The organism is Vibrio sp. YIC-376 (genome assembly GCF_052353105.1).
Lineage (GTDB): Bacteria > Pseudomonadota > Gammaproteobacteria > Enterobacterales > Vibrionaceae > Vibrio.
Window position 1 is genome coordinate 1 of sequence record NZ_JBBWFK010000023.1, and the last position, 15,894, is coordinate 15,894.

Genomic DNA, 15,894 nt, shown 5'->3' on the forward strand with positions numbered 1-15,894 from the left:
TAATTCGTTATGAATTAGTCGAAGATCTTAGCAACAACACCAGCACCTACTGTACGGCCACCTTCACGGATCGCGAAACGTAGACCTTCGTCCATTGCGATTGGTGCGATTAGCTCAACAGTCATCTGAATGTTGTCACCTGGCATTACCATTTCTACGCCTTCTGGTAGAGAGATATCACCAGTTACGTCAGTTGTACGGAAGTAGAACTGTGGACGGTAGCCTTTGAAGAATGGAGTGTGACGACCACCTTCATCTTTAGACAGTACGTATACTTCTGATTCAAACTTAGTGTGTGGAGTGATTGAACCTGGTTTAGCTAGTACTTGACCACGTTCTACTTCGTCACGCTTAGTACCACGTAGAAGTGCACCAACGTTCTCACCCGCACGACCTTCGTCTAGAAGTTTACGGAACATTTCAACACCAGTACATGTAGTTGTAATAGTGTCTTTGATACCGATGATAGCAACTTCGTCACCAACTTTTAGGATACCGCGCTCGATACGGCCAGTTACTACTGTACCACGACCTTGGATTGAGAATACGTCTTCGATAGGCATTAGGAATGGCATATCGATCGCACGCTCTGGCTCTGGGATGTAAGAATCTAGAGCTTCAGCTAGTTCGATGATTTTCGCTTCCCATTGCTCTTCGCCGTTTAGTGCGCCTAGAGCTGAACCTTGGATAACTGGTAGGTCATCACCTGGGAAATCGTACTCAGATAGAAGTTCACGAACTTCCATTTCTACTAGTTCTAGTAGCTCTTCATCGTCAACCATGTCACATTTGTTCATGAATACGATGATGTAAGGGATACCAACCTGACGGCCTAGTAGGATGTGCTCACGAGTTTGTGGCATTGGGCCATCTGTTGCAGCAACAACTAGGATACCACCGTCCATTTGCGCAGCACCAGTGATCATGTTTTTAACATAGTCAGCGTGTCCTGGGCAGTCTACGTGTGCGTAGTGACGAGTTGGAGTGTCGTACTCTACGTGAGAAGTAGAGATTGTGATACCACGCTCGCGCTCTTCTGGAGCGTTATCGATAGATGCGAAGTCACGAGCAGCACCGCCGTAAACTTTAGCAAGAGTAGTACAGATAGCTGCAGTTAGAGTTGTTTTACCGTGGTCAACGTGGCCGATAGTACCAACGTTTACGTGCGGTTTTACACGTTCAAATTTTTCTTTAGACACAATCGTGTTCCTTCCTAGTTATGATTCGCCGTGATCATTATTGATCGACGACGCGCCAGAAATTGTTATTTTATGCGCCAACGTCCGTTAGCGCAATATTTGGACGGCTTGATCTGGCAAAAAGTCTTAAACTTTTTGTAGTTTAACCGTCAATTAGTAACCACGTTCTGCAATGATTGCATCGGCAAAAGTCTTAGGCACTTCAGCATACTCGTGGAATTCCATTGAGTAAGACGCACGGCCTTGAGTTGCAGAACGTAGGTCAGTTGCGTAACCAAACATCTCAGATAGTGGTACTTGAGCACGGATGATCTTAAGACCTGCCACACCTTCGTCCATACCTTCGATAATACCGCGACGACGGTTTAGGTCACCAACAACGTCACCCATCCAATCTTCCGGAGTAGTTACTTCGACATTCATCATTGGTTCTAGAATCACAGGTTGCGCTTCTAGAGCACCTTTCTTAAATGCCATTGAGCCAGCGATCTTAAACGCCATCTCACTTGAGTCTACATCGTGGTAAGAACCATCAAATAGTGTAGCTTTAATATCTAGTACAGGGTAACCCGCTAGAACACCACTATTCATTTGTTCTTCGATACCTTTCGCTACCGAGTTGATGTATTCCTTAGGAACTGCACCACCCACGATTTCGTCTACGAATACGAAACCTGCACCAGGTTCTGAAGGCTCAAGTTTGATCCACACATGACCGTATTGACCACGACCACCTGATTGACGAACAAACTTACCTTCCACTTCCGCTTTACCACGAATGGTTTCACGGTAAGCAACCTGAGGTTTACCAACGTTACAGTCAACGCTGAATTCACGCTTCATACGGTCTACGATGATATCCAGGTGAAGTTCACCCATACCAGAGATCAGAGTCTGACCTGTTTCGTCGTCCGTTTCCACGCGGAATGATGGATCTTCCGCAGCCAGTTTACCTAGCGCGATACCCATTTTCTCTTGGTCTGCCTTAGAACGAGGTTCTACAGCAATCTGAATAACTGGCTCAGGGAACTCCATGCGCTCCAGAATCACCTTGTGGTTCTGATCACACAGCGTATCACCTGTAGTTACGTCTTTCAGACCGATAGCAGCAGCGATGTCACCAGCGCGAATTTCTTTTATCTCTTCACGCTTGTTTGCATGCATCTGAACGATACGACCAAAACGCTCTTTCTTCTCTTTTACAGAGTTGTAAACGCCATCACCTGAGTTTACAACACCAGAGTAAACGCGCATGAAAGTAAGCGTACCCACAAATGGGTCGGTCGCGATCTTAAACGCTAGCGCAGAAAATGGTTCGTTGTCGTCAGCATGACGTTCAACTTCATTTTCGTTTTCATCGACACCTTTAATTGCAGGCACATCGGCTGGCGATGGTAAGAAGTCGATCACAGCATCTAGTACCGCTTGAACACCTTTGTTCTTAAATGCACTACCACAAGTGGCCAGCACGATTTCGTTATTTATTGTACGGGTACGTAGCGCTTGCTTGATCTCAGCTTCAGTAAGCTCACCTTCTTCAAGGTACTTATCCATCAGCTCTTCGCTAGCTTCAGCAGCAGATTCAACCATATGGCTGCGCCACTCTTCAGCAAGCTCCATCATGTCAGCTGGAATGTCTTCGTATGTGAACGACATGCCTTGGTCGGCTTCATTCCAGTTGATCATTTTCATCTTGATAAGGTCGATAACACCTTTGAAGTTCTCTTCTGCACCAACGTTTAGTTGGATAGGAACAGGATTCGCACCAAGACGATTCTTAATTTGGTCCACAACGCGTAGGAAGTCTGCGCCTGCACGGTCCATCTTGTTCACAAATACCATACGAGGAACGTGGTACTTGTTTGCTTGACGCCATACCGTTTCAGACTGAGGTTCAACACCAGATGAACCACAGAACACAACCACTGCACCATCAAGCACACGAAGAGAACGCTCTACTTCGATGGTAAAGTCAACGTGTCCAGGGGTATCAATGATGTTTACGCGATGCTCTGGGAATTGTGCTTCCATACCACGCCAGAAAGTAGTAGTCGCAGCGGAAGTGATAGTGATACCACGTTCCTGCTCCTGCTCCATCCAGTCCATGGTTGCGGCACCATCGTGAACTTCACCGATTTTATGAGACAGACCAGTGTAGAACAGAATACGTTCAGTAGTAGTTGTTTTACCTGCATCTACGTGAGCACAGATACCGATGTTACGGTAGCGCTCAATAGGAGTTTTGCGAGCCACGATTGAATCCTCTTATTAGAGATAGGGACTATTGCTATAGCTAAAAATGCTATCCCCTAGATATAGCAATAGTTCCTAGCATAAGCATAGGAACTAAAGAAGTGCTGCAAGGAACCTTGCAGCACTGAAAAGGTATTACCAACGGTAATGTGCAAACGCTTTGTTCGCTTCTGCCATACGGTGAACGTCTTCACGTTTCTTAACAGCAGTACCTTTGTTCTCAGACGCGTCTAGCATTTCAGCAGCTAGGCGTTGAGCCATAGATTTTTCACCACGCTTGCGCGCAGCTTCAACCAACCAACGCATAGCAAGTGCGTTACGGCGAACCGGACGTACTTCTACAGGAACTTGGTAAGTTGAACCACCAACACGGCGAGATTTAACCTCTACCGCAGGGCGAACGTTTTCAAGAGCTTCTTCAAAAATAGCTAGGTGGTCTTTACCAGACTTTTCAGCCATAGAATCTAGTGCAGTGTAAACGATTTTTTCTGCAGTAGATTTTTTACCGTCAACCATTAGGATGTTAACGAATTTTGCCAGCAATTCAGATTTGAATTTTGGATCTGGAAGGATCTTACGCTGACCAATGACGCGACGACGTGGCATGGATTTATCTCCGTTGTCTTCTTCAGGTTTTATCCAAAACTTTTCAGTTTTTTCAAAAAATTAAAAATAATTTAGTGTTTGGCCTTACTTAACGGAATCCATTAAGACTTAGGACGCTTCACACCGTACTTAGAACGACCTTGTTTACGGTCATTTACGCCAGCACAGTCAAGTGCGCCGCGAACAGTGTGGTAACGCACACCTGGAAGGTCTTTAACACGACCACCACGGATTAGAACAACTGAGTGCTCTTGAAGGTTGTGGCCTTCACCGCCGATGTACGAAGTAACTTCGAAGCCGTTTGTCAGACGTACACGACAAACTTTACGAAGTGCTGAGTTAGGTTTTTTAGGTGTAGTAGTGTAAACACGAGTACATACACCACGTTTTTGTGGGCACGCTTCTAGTGCAGGCACGTTGCTTTTAACAACTTGCTTTGCACGTGGCTTACGTACCAACTGGTTAATAGTTGCCATTAACTAGCTCCTGATTTACTTGAAAGTAAGCTTTGTGAAAAATCTATCCCCAACAACCGTTGGCAGTTAGGGACGCAAAATTCTATGCAGCAGTGAGAGGTGTGTCAAGAATTATACGGATCTTTTTTGTTCAATTAGAGCATTTCGTCCGTAAAGCGTTATCGACAGGAAGTGACGTTTAATCCCAAGTCAGGGATTTATCTTGTTTTACCGTTAGTTCAACGAAACCTGAGTAGCTCACTACCTTGACTGATGGGCTGATTCGATTCGATATACCACGAGCCTGAACATCGCTCTCCAGTGCAAACACGGTGGTGTTCTTAATATGACTGAACGCGCGATGCTGTGGGTTAGCCGCATACACCGCATCTTCGATGAGCAAAATGTCGTCTTGCTCACTGTACACGACCACTGCCTCTTCTAAGGCAGAGACGGTTTTGATGATATGTAACATGACTTCCTCAGAATGACAGCAGTTTACCTGCTTGTTGCAGTTTCTCTTTTACTTGCTCAACGCATAGTGCCTGCGCATCGATGATCAGGTCGGCTTGAGCTAACCCTCGCTGAGCCAGTGATTCAGAACAAACGAACACTTGTTCGATATCATACAGATCGAACAACTTAAGCATAGGTGCGTAATCTTTGCTTAAAATCGCACTCGGGTCCTGCCCCAGTAAAAGCTGATAAACGCCATCTCCGATAAAAATCACACTGATATCTTCGCAGTAGGCCGAAGCGGCAAGCAGGGCATCAATCCCCTCCCGTCCAGAAGAACGACCATGCGGCGCACTGCGAAATAGATAAGTTAACTGACTCAAAACTGTACCACTCTGTCTTGGGTTAACGTCGCTTCGGCTAAGCTGCCTAAACCGGCCTGAACAAAACCTTCAGCCAAATTATTTTGAACTAAACCGTGCAAGTTGGCCTCTTCCTCACTGATGACACCGCGACGCAGAGCCGCTGCCACGCAGGTTTCCAGCCGCACATCATGTTCTTGGGCTAAGGTTTGCCATGCTTTACTCAGGTCAAATTCATCATTCGCAGGTACGCTAAGTGAGCTGCCGTTGGTCACGCCGTCCTGGTAGAAAAACACACTCACCAGCGTATGACCTTGCTCAATCAGGGCCTTAGCAAATTGATAAGCACTGCGAGCAGATTGGCTACCGTAAACCGGGCCATTCACAACTAACGTGTAAGTTAATCCACTCACGCTTATTCATCCTCAGTTTTACGCTGACGGATGTACAAATAAACGGTGTGTTTGGAGATATTCAGACGATCAGCCACTCGGTTGATGGCGTCTTTAATATCAAAAATACCTTTGTCGTACAGCTCCATGACGATCTGACGGTTCTTGGTATTGTTCGATACTGATTTATCCGCATTAATCTCTTCAATCGTACGCTCAACCGTCTGATCCACCAGCTCTTCAACATCGCTTGCGAAGTTCACCGATGAAGCGGCTTCTTTTGCCTCTTGTGTTGGCATGAATGATTGCAGGACTTGCGAGAATGGCGCATCGAGGTTGACGTTAATACATAGCAGCCCGATAACACGGTTCTCGCCATTGCGAATCGCTACCGTAATCGACTTCATTAACACGCCACCTTTCGCACGTGTGAAGTAGGAACGGGAAAAGTTACGCTCAGAACCTTCGATGTCCTTGAGCATTCTGAGTGCTAAGTCAGTAATAGGCGAACCAACCTGACGGCCAGTATTCTCACCATTGGCAATTTTAATCGCAGAGGTATTTAGATCTTCCAAAGAGTGAAGAACGATCTCACAGAACGGGCCAATCAGGCTGGCAATACCATCAACGACCGCTTCGTATGATCTCAAGATGATTTTATCGTGCTCGGTGAATGGCATCACGTGAACGGATTCCATTTCGAGCAACATCTCCGCATTTATTGTATCTGTAGTTGTCATAAGCCTTCGAGCGAAAAATCAACAAATTGGTGTAAGTTTATCAGAAAATTTGAAAGGCAACCTAGCAAACTCTCCAACTAGTGACCTAGAACAAAAAAGGCCCGTTAAACGGGCCTTTTTCAACAACTTAGCGTAAGTTTTTCAGATTACTCAGCTTTGTCATTCTCAACTTTTAGTAGCTCAACTTCGAATACAAGCGTTGAGTTAGCTGGAATACTTGGCGTGTCTTGGTCACCGTAAGCTAGCTCTGGCGGGATAACGAACTTGAATTTAGAACCAACAGGCATTAGCTGTACGCCTTCCGTCCAACCCGGGATTACACGGTTTAGAGGGAATGTTGCTGGCTCGCCACGATCGTATGAACTGTCGAATTGAGTACCATCAGTCAGTGTACCTTTGTAGTGAACCTGTACTGTGTCAGTATCTTTTGGCTTCTCGCCTTCAGCTGGAGTGATCACTTGGTAAAGAAGACCAGACTCAGTTTTCACAACACCTTCCTGCTTCTCAAACTCTGCACGGAAGTCATCGCCAGCTTTCTTCGCTGCTGCCGCTTTCTCAGCTGCTTGTGCCTGCATCTTATCTGCAACGCGCTTGTCCAGAGATTCTAGCGCTGCACGAGTTTCTTCTTCGTTTAGCTCAGCATTGCCTTTAAATACATCTTCGATGCCTTTAAGAACAAGATCTTTGTTTAGATCGATACCGATTTCGCTTGGTTTCTCGATGCTAGCGCTTAGGTAGTTAGCAAATGAAACACCGATTGCGTATGCCGCTTTATCATCGTCGGTTTTAAAGTGAACTGCTTTGCCGGTTTCTGCTTGAACTTGTTCAGCTTGAGGTGCGGCTTCTGCTTTTGTTTCTTCTTCTTTCTGACAACCTACCGCTAGCATTACTGTTGCAGCAAGTAGCGACACTTTTAAAACTGATTTCATTAAATTCTCCCAATAATGGCTTCGCCATTGGTTGTTGTGCACAAATCTTCCATGAGACTAGTGAAGACAATCGTTATACCAATATACTAGCTATATGTCTCAAGACACAAACCGGATTATTAGATGTGATGCAAAGAATTTCTCATTTATTCCTATATTTAATTGTCATCACCACGTCAAATGGTTGCTTTTTTACCGAGCAGAATATGCAACGCTGGCCCCTTGAACCACAAGGCTCGACCAGCTTTGCCCTTAGCCGCGATGGACGGTTCGCCCTGCTTTATTCTCAAGAAGACCACTTGATGCTGTGGGACCTTGAGCAAAATGAGCAATTAGCCCAGCTTGGTGAGCTGGATGCCGACGCCAATGTAGTGTCCCATATACGCATCTCAGACAATGGTCGTTATGCGGTGACCGCGGGCCAGATGAACTTTGCGGTATGGGATCTCGGCTGGACACAAGCCAAAGGCCTCTGGTCTGTTTCAGATGCATTGATTCGCGACGTTGATATCACAAGTAACGGTGAACAGGTACTACTTGGACTCTCAAACGGTAAAGCGATTTACGTCAACTTAGTCACCGGACGACGTCTTGAGTTCCTTGCTCATCAGGAAAAAGTCAATTCCGTCGCGATATCTCCCAATGGCCGATTCGCACTGACTGGTGGCAATGACTACAAAGCTTACCTTTGGGACACCGAGTCCGGCCAGATTCTGCGAACCTTTGAGCATGAACAACGAGTGGTTCGAGTTGCTTTGCAGCGCGACGGGAAACTGGCCATGAGCTCCGATGGCGGCAATCAGGCGGTGATCTGGAATTTAGAGACAGGGAAAACAGTGTCGCATCTGAGTAGCTGGTCTCGTCAGCTAATTTTCTCCGCCGCCCGTTTCTCTGATGATGGCTCTCAGCTGGTCACCGGAAGCCCTTCTGGTCAGGTATCCATCTGGGATACTCAAACCGGCAAGCGAGTTGATGGATTTGAAGTTGAGCCGAAAAAAGATACTCGCCCTCCTCGCGCGGTCGTGTATGATGCAGCCTTTGATTCCAAACAACGTGTAATTACTGCCACTTCAGCAGGCATAGCCCAAGCTTGGCAGCTAGAGAACGGATCATGACAGAAAAACTTATTCAGCAACTCGAAGCGCGGATTAATGACCTTGAGTGTCAGGCAGCGTTTCAAGAACAGACGATTGAAGATCTGAACGAAGCTTTATCTCAGCAGCAACTCTTGATTGCCAAAATGCAAGATCAGATGAAGTATGTAGTGGGTAAAGTGAAAAATATGGATTCGTCGAATATGGCCGATCCAGCTAACGAGCCGCCACCGCCACACTACTGATATTCAGTATTAAACAAAGCCCAGCTCTCGCTGGGCTTTGTTCTTTATCGCCTTTCAATACCTAATCATCGGCGTAGATTTTGACACTCAATTCGCCTTGAGTGTTGATGCCAGCCCGGTACATGCCCGAACTGTTCATCGCAAAGTGCGCCTCTCCGTGAGCATCGATGGCAATCAAACCACCTTCACCGCCCATGGTTTTGAGATCACCCTGAATCACCGCTTCACACGCTGTATGTACGTCTTCTTTGAGGTAACGCATTCTCGCTGCGACATCTTCTGCAACACGCTTACGAATAAAGAACTCACCCACACCTGTCGTTGAAACTGCCACCACGCCATTTTCGGCCACCGTGCCACAGCCAATCAGTGCGGAATCACCGACCCTACCGTATTTTTTGTTGGTTACACCGCCAGTGCTGGTTGCCGCAGCCAGGTTGCCATGCTGATCCAGTGCCACCGCACCGACTGTTCCATGTTTACGATCATCTGGATAGCGGGATTCAGAAAGCGCAAACTCGCCCTTTTCACGCATCGACAAAAGCTGCTCATAACGGCGATCGGTAAAGAAGTAATCTTGTTCGGTATATTGATGACCTTGCTCGAAGGCAAACTTTTCCGCTCCGTCGCCAACCAACAGGACATGATTGCTCTTTTGCATCACATCACGCGCCAGCTCAATTGGGTTTTTGATATGTCGAATGCCAGCCACCGCACCTGCTGCCAGAGTTTTACCATCCATAACAGAGGCATCCATCTCAACCATTTCATTATGCGTTAACACTGACCCTTTACCGGCATTGAAGTGGGGTGAATCTTCCAGCACTTTGACCGCAGCAACGACAGCATCGAGAGCGTCTCCGCCGTTCGATAATATTTGATGGCCAGCTTTTGCAGCAGATTCCAAATCCGCCAAAATCGCTTGTTGCAATGTATCGCTCATTTGTTCACGCAGGATGGTGCCCGCACCACCATGAATGGCGATAGAGAATGGTTTATTCATAACCTTGTCCACGACTGTAATTTCCGCCACTACACCTCAGATAAACAAAAAGCGCAAGTTGGGCATCAACTTGCGCTTTTCTAATTCAGAACCTAGATGTGTTATCTAGTGTGGGCTGCGAATTAGTGAGAACCGCAGCTACCGCCGCCACAACAGCCGCCTTCATGATCGTGATCGTGACCATGGTCGTGATCATGACCACCACAGCAGCCACCACCTTGGTGGATGTGACCGTGTTCGATCTCTTCAGCCGTAGCTTCGCGAGTTGCTACTACTTCCACTTCAAATGTTAGTGTTTGACCAGCTAGCATGTGGTTACCATCAACCACTACTTCGTCACCATCTACTTCAGTCACTTCTACAGGGATTGGACCTTGGTCAGTGTCTGCCAGGAAACGCATACCAACTTCGATTTGGTCAACACCTTGGAATACTTCTGCAGGAACGCGCTGTACTAGAGCGTCGTTGTGCTCACCGTAAGCATCTTCAGGAGCTACAGTCGCAGAAAACTTGTCGCCAGACACTTTACCTTCAAGTTCTTTTTCAAGACCAGAGATTAGGTTGTCGTGACCGTGAATGTAATCTAGCGGCGCTTCAGCTGTTGACTGATCAACCACTACACCGTCTTCCAACATGACTTTGTATGCAATGCTTGCAACAACGTTCTTTTCAATTTTCATACTAACTCCAGAGAGATTAACTGACTTAACCAAAATGGGGTTAAGTACCAAGATGGTAGTATTATGGGGATCTATTATCGAAGTTCAATTATTCCGGCTTAAAAATACCGATCATTTCCTGTTCTGAGTGTTTATTTTTCTCTACAGATTGCGGTTTACGCTGCTCAGTGTAATCACACTCAACGCACTCAACCAATTCTATGTTGTTCTCGATCCACCAGCGTAGGGTATCTTGCTGGCTGCACTGTGGACAACTTGCACCGGCAATAAAACGTTTCTTAACTTTCACGCTACTTCCTTATCTTGAGCCTGAGCTCAAGTACTACTTCCAATGATTGGGCGACTGATGATCGCTTTCCATTTCACGACCAAAAATTTCTTCCAGCTCTTTACGAGCTTCTTTCGCTCTTTGAGCGAGTTTCTTATCTTCACTGTGCTGAGGCAGCAAGTCTTTAAGCATAGCATTATCCAGCCTGCGAAAATGTGCTTCTGCCCGCTTTGCTTGATATGGATGCATGCCGAGTTCTACGAGCGTCTGGCGTCCAAGATCAAGGGCACCTAAGAAGGTTTCACGTGAATAGTTCTGCACGCCATGGCTCATTAACTGATAAGCTTCTACCCGGCTTCTGGCACGGGCGAGTAATTTAAGCTTAGGGAAATGCGCTCGACAGATATCAACGATAGCCATCACCTCATCCGGGGAGTCAGTACAAATCACCAACGCTTCCGCTTTATCAGCACCAGCAGCACGTAATAGGTCAATCTGTGTTGCGTCACCATAAAACACCTTGTAGCCATACTTCCTCAACAAGTGTATCTGGCTGGCATCACTCTCTAAGACGGTAACTTTAATTTTATTGGCATACATCAAGCGACCGACAATTTGCCCGAAACGGCCAAAGCCCGCAATGATGACCCGAGGGCGACGATCGACCACATGACTGGTGACGCTTTCTTCCTCTTGGTTTAACGTATGCGCAAACCACTTCTTTTGCCCCATCAGTAAAAGGGGTGTGGTGACCATCGACAAACTTACTACGACCAACAGGAACGCCACTTGTTCTTTGCTTAAGATCCCTTCCTGACTGGCTGCTGTAAAAATAACGAAGGCAAATTCACCGCCCTGGCTCAAAATGGCAGCCATGCGGCTACGCGCTTTAGGTCGAACGCGGGCACAGCGAGCCAAGGCATACAACACCAGCCCTTTAACTATGACCAATGCCAAAACAGCGGTGAGAATTTCCAGAGGTTGCAACGCCAGTAAACCTAGATTCACAGCCATACCAACAGCGATGAAAAACAGACCAAGTAGTAGCCCTTTAAAAGGTTCGATGGCGATTTCCAACTCATGTCGGTATTCACTTTCTGCCAACAGCACGCCCGCTAAGAAGGTTCCCAATGCCATCGACAACCCAAGCTTTTGCATCACTACCGCGATTCCGAGAACCACCAACAAAGCAGCAACGGTAAAAAGTTCACGAACCCCACTCATCACGACAAAACGAAACAGTGGTCGCAACAAGAAATGACCGCCTATCAGCAACGCAATCACACTGCCTAATACAGTCAGCGCGTCGAACCAGCTGCCGACATTTTGTTCCCCCGCCAGTAACGGCAATGCCGCTAACATTGGGATCACGGCTATATCCTGAAACAGCAGAACAGCAAATCCGGACTGGCCGGTTTCAGTACCATTCAGCCCCTGTTCTTCGATCACTCTTAAAGCAATCGCGGTCGAGGACAGCGCTAACCCCATGCCGATGACCAAGCTCACTTGCATACTAAAACCGAACAAGCTGATAATGCTGCCAATCACCGCAGTGGTCACGACAACCTGAGCGCCACCGAGCCCCAAAATCGGCCCGCGCATCTGCCATAGCTTTTTCGGATTCAGTTCTAAGCCGATCAAGAATAGCAACAGTACAACCCCGAGCTCGGCAAAGTGTAAAATCGCATCGACATCGCTTATCAATCCCAGTCCCCATGGACCAATCAAAACCCCGGCCAATAGGTAGCCCAGCACTGATCCCAACCCAAACCTCTGGGCAAGTGGCACCGCAACAACAGCAGCGGAAAGAAAAACCACACTGCTTTGAAGAAACTCACTGGTCACTGCCATGCTGAACTCCCTGTTCGTTTGACGCGTTCCAATCTTTTAGCGGGTCGCCTAGCCATCGACGATACAGCTCTGCGTGCTCATAACGTTCAATATCAGAGACATTCCGCGACCAATACAGAACCAAAGGCTCTAACCAGTGCATTTGACACAGAGCCGCAGTCAATTCAAACGGCTGCAAAATCTGCTCTAGAGGATACTTGTTGTAACCTTTGATGCTGAACGCTTCCTCTTTGCCCCCGGTGGTGATCACACTGCGCCAATATTTTCCTTTCAATGCGCAGCCTTCGCCAAAAGCAAAGCCCTTACCCAGCACCCGATCCAACCACTCTTTTAACAGAGCCGGGCAGGAATACATGTAGAGAGGATGATGAAACACGATCACATCATGCTTCATGAGGAGTTCATGCTCGTAGTTTATATCAATGAAAAAGTCCGGATAGGCACCGTAAAGATCGTGCACAGTCACGTGATCAAGCGGTTCGATTCTTTTGATCATCACTTGATTAGCTATAGAGTTGTGTGGCTCTGGATGAGCGTATATGACCAGAACTCTTGGGAGAATTGACGATGCGACAGTCAAATGGTCGTCCTTGTGGTAATTTTTATCCGTTATCAAATTGTTATACTTTTTTGTACAGCATAATGCAATTCACGGTCAGAGATCGACTTTTAACGCCAATACCCCTACTATTCACCGCTAGATATATACCCAAGTGGCTTCAAAAAATAGTTGAGGTCACTTCGCTATGTGACCAAGCAACGCGCACTGCGCAAAGTGAATGACAACTTTATGATTACCTTCTCTGATATTCAGTTACTGCGTGGCGGTAAACCTCTTTTAGAACAAGCCTCTGCTACTATCCATCCGGGTGACAAAGTGGGCTTAGTCGGCAAAAATGGCTGTGGTAAATCTACCCTGTTTGCCTTGATGAAAGATGAACTGTCCATTGATGCCGGCTCTTTTAGCCAACCACAACACTGGGAACTGGCGTGGGTAGCACAGGAAACACCTGCTCTGGAACGCAGCGCATTAGAATATGTCATTGATGGTGATCGTGAATTTCGCGATCTTGAAAAGCAGCTAGCTGTCGCTGAAGAAAAAGACAACGGCACACTGGTTGCTGAAATCCACGGTAAGATTGAAACCATTGGTGGTTACAGTATCCGTGCTCGAGCCGCTGAGCTACTTGATGGCTTAGGGTTCAGTCAGGAACAAATGAGCTGGAGTCTGACTCAGTTTTCTGGTGGCTGGCGTATGCGCCTCAATCTGGCTCAAGCGCTGCTTTGTCGCTCTGATTTACTGCTGCTCGATGAACCGACCAACCACTTGGATTTAGATGCGGTAATGTGGTTAGAGCGCTGGTTACAAAACTATCCGGGTACGCTTGTCCTGATCTCGCACGACCGAGATTTCCTCGATCCAATCGTTGGGCGCATCATTCACATTGAAAACCAGCAATTAAACGAATACACAGGTAACTATTCATCGTTCGAGAACCAACGAGCGCAGAAAATGATTCTACAACAAGCGATGTACCAGAAGCAGCAGAAACAGATGTCGCATATGCAAAGCTACATCGACCGCTTCCGCTACAAAGCATCCAAAGCTCGTCAGGCACAAAGCCGCATTAAAGCTCTGGAACGAATGGAGAAAGTGTTACCTGCACAGTTTGATAACCCATTCAGTTTTGAGTTCCGTCAACCGGCGGCGCTGCCAAACCCAATCATGATGATGGATGACGTCTCTGCGGGTTACGGCGACAATTTAATTCTGGAAAAAATTCGCCTTAACCTCGTTCCGGGTAGCCGAATTGGTCTTCTAGGCCGCAACGGCGCGGGTAAATCAACGCTGATCAAATTGCTTTCCGGAGAACTGAAAGCACAAGGTGGCGATCTGACCTACTCACAAGGGGTGAAGATTGGTTACTTTGCTCAGCATCAACTAGAAACTCTGCATCCTGAAGAAACGCCGCTGCAGCACATGATGCAAATCGCCCCCGATCAAACCGAACAACAGCTGCGTGACTACTTAGGTAGCTTCGGTTTCCAAGGTGATAAAGCCCTGGAAAAAGTGGCCCCGTTCTCAGGTGGTGAAAAAGCACGTCTGGTATTGGCATTAATCGTTTGGCAAAAACCAAACCTATTGTTACTCGATGAGCCTACCAACCATCTGGACTTGGATATGCGTCAAGCGCTGACCATGGCACTGCAAACTTTCGAAGGCGCGATGGTGATTGTCTCGCACGACCGCTACCTGCTGCGTGCCACAACCGATGACTTGTACCTTGTTCATGATCGCCAAGTTGCTCCATTTGATGGTGACTTAGTTGATTACTACAAATGGCTTACTGAGCAGCAAAAAGCAGAGCGTAAAGAAGCGCAAGCGGCACAACCTGCCAAAGATTCAGCCAACAGCGCTGCTGCAAAAAAAGAGCAGAAACGTCGCGAAGCAGAATTTCGTAAACAAACCGCACCAATTCGCAAAACGCTGACACAATTAGAAAATAAAATGGATAAGTTAGGTGTAGCACTAGCAAAAGCTGAAGAACAATTGGCGGATAACTCACTTTATGAAGCCGAAAATAAAGCTAAACTAAATGAAGTGTTGGCACTTCAGGCATCGAGCAAGTCGGAGCTTGAAGAGGTAGAAATGGAATGGATGTCTGCTCAGGAAGAACTGGAGCAGATGGAGCTCGAGTTTAACCAATGACAGATAAACACGCGGAATACACTCTTACCTTAGAACACCTGTGGCAGTTCAGTCTGCAGTTTTATGGCGTGCGAGAAGTAAAAGAAGCGTGTTTATCATTGCAAAACAATTATCACGGGAACGTGAATCTGCTACTGCTGCTCCGTTGGCTTGACGAGCAGCAGCTCATTTTCCAAGAAAAAGACTGGCATCTGGTACAGAGCTGTCTTGGTCGCAGTGAAACGTTACTGCACTCTTTTCGCGAACTAAGACGTCATCTCAAGTCGCAAGTAAACGATGCGTTATATCGCGAGACCTTGCAGTTTGAACTGCAACTCGAGAAGCAACAGCAATCCGACTTGGTGAACTGCATCAACTCCCTAACCCTGATTAAGAATGATGGCGATCCGCTCACGCTCAGATATTGTCGCCAGCTAGGTGGTGAGCACTTGCAGCATGCTTTTGCTATCCCAGTGCCAAACATTCACCCGCCCAAACATCCATAAATCGCCATAAATAACTTGGAAAGCTGACTATTCCACTGCGTAGTTGTCCTTGAACTTACGCCAGTGACTACGCTCTGAATCCTGCATCTTAAAGTCATTTGGGTATAAAATACCTATACTATGTAAAGGATTATATTAATAAGTCCTCCTATGGATGTCGGAGGGC

The 15,894-nt window shown here is 46.9% G+C and carries 18 protein-coding genes; 4 read left to right on the top strand and 14 right to left on the bottom strand.

Annotated elements, in window-relative coordinates; genetic code table 11:
• Positions 1-14: 14 nt before the first annotated feature.
• The 9 genes from tuf to fkpA all read right to left on the bottom strand — a co-directional run bounded on the left by tuf (position 15) and on the right by fkpA (position 7,392).
• A complete protein-coding gene (tuf, locus tag WJM94_RS22995; RefSeq protein ID WP_444496495.1) occupies positions 15-1,199 on the bottom strand; it encodes an elongation factor Tu in 1,185 nt (394 codons plus the stop codon).
• Positions 1,200-1,352: 153 nt separating this feature from the next.
• The gene (gene fusA / locus WJM94_RS23000; RefSeq protein ID WP_444496496.1) at positions 1,353-3,452 is read right to left on the bottom strand and encodes an elongation factor G; all 2,100 of its coding nucleotides are present in this window, start codon (positions 3,450-3,452) and stop codon (positions 1,353-1,355) included.
• A 135-nt stretch (positions 3,453-3,587) separates the two neighbouring features.
• Entirely contained in the window at positions 3,588-4,058 is a 471-nt protein-coding gene (rpsG, locus tag WJM94_RS23005) for a 30S ribosomal protein S7 (RefSeq protein WP_005488949.1), read from the bottom strand.
• A 101-nt stretch (positions 4,059-4,159) separates the two neighbouring features.
• Positions 4,160-4,534, bottom strand: coding sequence for a 30S ribosomal protein S12 (gene rpsL / locus WJM94_RS23010; protein WP_004399892.1), 375 nt, complete (start codon positions 4,532-4,534; stop codon positions 4,160-4,162).
• Positions 4,535-4,712: 178 nt separating this feature from the next.
• Positions 4,713-4,988 (bottom strand): sulfurtransferase complex subunit TusB, encoded by a 276-nt coding sequence (gene tusB, locus WJM94_RS23015; protein ID WP_444496497.1) that lies wholly within the window; start codon positions 4,986-4,988, stop codon positions 4,713-4,715.
• Between the two features lie 7 nt (positions 4,989-4,995).
• Positions 4,996-5,352, bottom strand: a complete 357-nt coding sequence (gene tusC, locus WJM94_RS23020; RefSeq protein ID WP_444496498.1) for a sulfurtransferase complex subunit TusC — start codon at positions 5,350-5,352, stop codon at positions 4,996-4,998.
• On the bottom strand, positions 5,349-5,744 hold the full coding sequence (gene tusD / locus WJM94_RS23025) for a sulfurtransferase complex subunit TusD (RefSeq protein ID WP_444496499.1): 396 nt from the start codon (positions 5,742-5,744) through the stop codon (positions 5,349-5,351). Before tusD ends, tusC begins: the two co-directional genes overlap by 4 nt.
• 2 nt (positions 5,745-5,746) lie before the next feature.
• Entirely contained in the window at positions 5,747-6,463 is a 717-nt protein-coding gene (locus WJM94_RS23030; RefSeq protein WP_444496500.1) for a helix-turn-helix transcriptional regulator, read from the bottom strand.
• Positions 6,464-6,609: 146 nt separating this feature from the next.
• Complete coding sequence (fkpA, locus tag WJM94_RS23035; RefSeq protein ID WP_444496501.1) at positions 6,610-7,392, bottom strand: FKBP-type peptidyl-prolyl cis-trans isomerase; 783 nt, start codon at positions 7,390-7,392, stop codon at positions 6,610-6,612.
• A gap of 128 nt (positions 7,393-7,520) precedes the next feature.
• Between fkpA and WJM94_RS23040 the strand changes: the two genes are divergently transcribed.
• Together WJM94_RS23040 and WJM94_RS23045 are read left to right on the top strand one after the other, a co-directional pair.
• Positions 7,521-8,507: a WD40 repeat domain-containing protein gene (locus WJM94_RS23040; RefSeq protein ID WP_444496536.1), complete on the top strand. Its 987-nt coding sequence runs from the start codon at positions 7,521-7,523 to the stop codon at positions 8,505-8,507.
• The gene (locus tag WJM94_RS23045) at positions 8,504-8,731 is read left to right on the top strand and encodes a SlyX family protein (RefSeq protein ID WP_444496502.1); all 228 of its coding nucleotides are present in this window, start codon (positions 8,504-8,506) and stop codon (positions 8,729-8,731) included. Before WJM94_RS23040 ends, WJM94_RS23045 begins: the two co-directional genes overlap by 4 nt.
• A gap of 61 nt (positions 8,732-8,792) precedes the next feature.
• Here WJM94_RS23045 and WJM94_RS23050 read toward each other — a convergent pair whose 3' ends face one another.
• The 5 genes from WJM94_RS23050 to kefG all read right to left on the bottom strand — a co-directional run bounded on the left by WJM94_RS23050 (position 8,793) and on the right by kefG (position 13,113).
• Positions 8,793-9,734: an isoaspartyl peptidase/L-asparaginase family protein gene (locus tag WJM94_RS23050; protein WP_444496503.1), complete on the bottom strand. Its 942-nt coding sequence runs from the start codon at positions 9,732-9,734 to the stop codon at positions 8,793-8,795.
• A 122-nt stretch (positions 9,735-9,856) separates the two neighbouring features.
• The gene (gene slyD, locus WJM94_RS23055) at positions 9,857-10,414 is read right to left on the bottom strand and encodes a peptidylprolyl isomerase (RefSeq protein WP_444496504.1); all 558 of its coding nucleotides are present in this window, start codon (positions 10,412-10,414) and stop codon (positions 9,857-9,859) included.
• Positions 10,415-10,502: 88 nt separating this feature from the next.
• Entirely contained in the window at positions 10,503-10,703 is a 201-nt protein-coding gene (locus WJM94_RS23060) for a YheV family putative zinc ribbon protein (RefSeq protein ID WP_444496505.1), read from the bottom strand.
• Between the two features lie 33 nt (positions 10,704-10,736).
• Entirely contained in the window at positions 10,737-12,533 is a 1,797-nt protein-coding gene (gene kefB / locus WJM94_RS23065; protein ID WP_444496506.1) for a glutathione-regulated potassium-efflux system protein KefB, read from the bottom strand.
• Entirely contained in the window at positions 12,517-13,113 is a 597-nt protein-coding gene (kefG, locus tag WJM94_RS23070) for a glutathione-regulated potassium-efflux system ancillary protein KefG (RefSeq protein ID WP_444496507.1), read from the bottom strand. The genes kefB and kefG overlap by 17 nt, the downstream gene beginning before the upstream one ends.
• Before the next feature lie 210 nt (positions 13,114-13,323).
• Here kefG and WJM94_RS23075 point away from each other — a divergent pair, with 210 nt between their 5' ends.
• Together WJM94_RS23075 and WJM94_RS23080 are read left to right on the top strand one after the other, a co-directional pair.
• Positions 13,324-15,243 (top strand): ABC transporter ATP-binding protein, encoded by a 1,920-nt coding sequence (locus tag WJM94_RS23075; RefSeq protein WP_444496537.1) that lies wholly within the window; start codon positions 13,324-13,326, stop codon positions 15,241-15,243.
• Complete coding sequence (locus WJM94_RS23080; protein ID WP_444496508.1) at positions 15,240-15,728, top strand: TIGR02444 family protein; 489 nt, start codon at positions 15,240-15,242, stop codon at positions 15,726-15,728. Before WJM94_RS23075 ends, WJM94_RS23080 begins: the two co-directional genes overlap by 4 nt.
• The last annotated feature ends 166 nt before the right edge of the window (positions 15,729-15,894 follow it).

What these genes read in the sequence shown, in the direction of transcription:
- rpsL (WP_004399892.1), bottom strand. Translation starts at nt 4,534, where the DNA reads ATGGCAACTATTAACCAGTTGGTACGTAAGCCACGTGCAAAGCAAGTT.
- WJM94_RS23040 (WP_444496536.1), top strand. Translation starts at nt 7,521, where the DNA reads ATGCAAAGAATTTCTCATTTATTCCTATATTTAATTGTCATCACCACG.
- WJM94_RS23080 (WP_444496508.1), top strand. Translation starts at nt 15,240, where the DNA reads ATGACAGATAAACACGCGGAATACACTCTTACCTTAGAACACCTGTGG.
- WJM94_RS23030 (WP_444496500.1), bottom strand. Translation starts at nt 6,463, where the DNA reads ATGACAACTACAGATACAATAAATGCGGAGATGTTGCTCGAAATGGAA.
- fkpA (WP_444496501.1), bottom strand. Translation starts at nt 7,392, where the DNA reads ATGAAATCAGTTTTAAAAGTGTCGCTACTTGCTGCAACAGTAATGCTA.
- kefB (WP_444496506.1), bottom strand. Translation starts at nt 12,533, where the DNA reads ATGGCAGTGACCAGTGAGTTTCTTCAAAGCAGTGTGGTTTTTCTTTCC.
- slyD (WP_444496504.1), bottom strand. Translation starts at nt 10,414, where the DNA reads ATGAAAATTGAAAAGAACGTTGTTGCAAGCATTGCATACAAAGTCATG.
- WJM94_RS23075 (WP_444496537.1), top strand. Translation starts at nt 13,324, where the DNA reads ATGATTACCTTCTCTGATATTCAGTTACTGCGTGGCGGTAAACCTCTT.
- rpsG (WP_005488949.1), bottom strand. Translation starts at nt 4,058, where the DNA reads ATGCCACGTCGTCGCGTCATTGGTCAGCGTAAGATCCTTCCAGATCCA.
- WJM94_RS23050 (WP_444496503.1), bottom strand. Translation starts at nt 9,734, where the DNA reads ATGAATAAACCATTCTCTATCGCCATTCATGGTGGTGCGGGCACCATC.
- WJM94_RS23045 (WP_444496502.1), top strand. Translation starts at nt 8,504, where the DNA reads ATGACAGAAAAACTTATTCAGCAACTCGAAGCGCGGATTAATGACCTT.
- tusB (WP_444496497.1), bottom strand. Translation starts at nt 4,988, where the DNA reads ATGTTACATATCATCAAAACCGTCTCTGCCTTAGAAGAGGCAGTGGTC.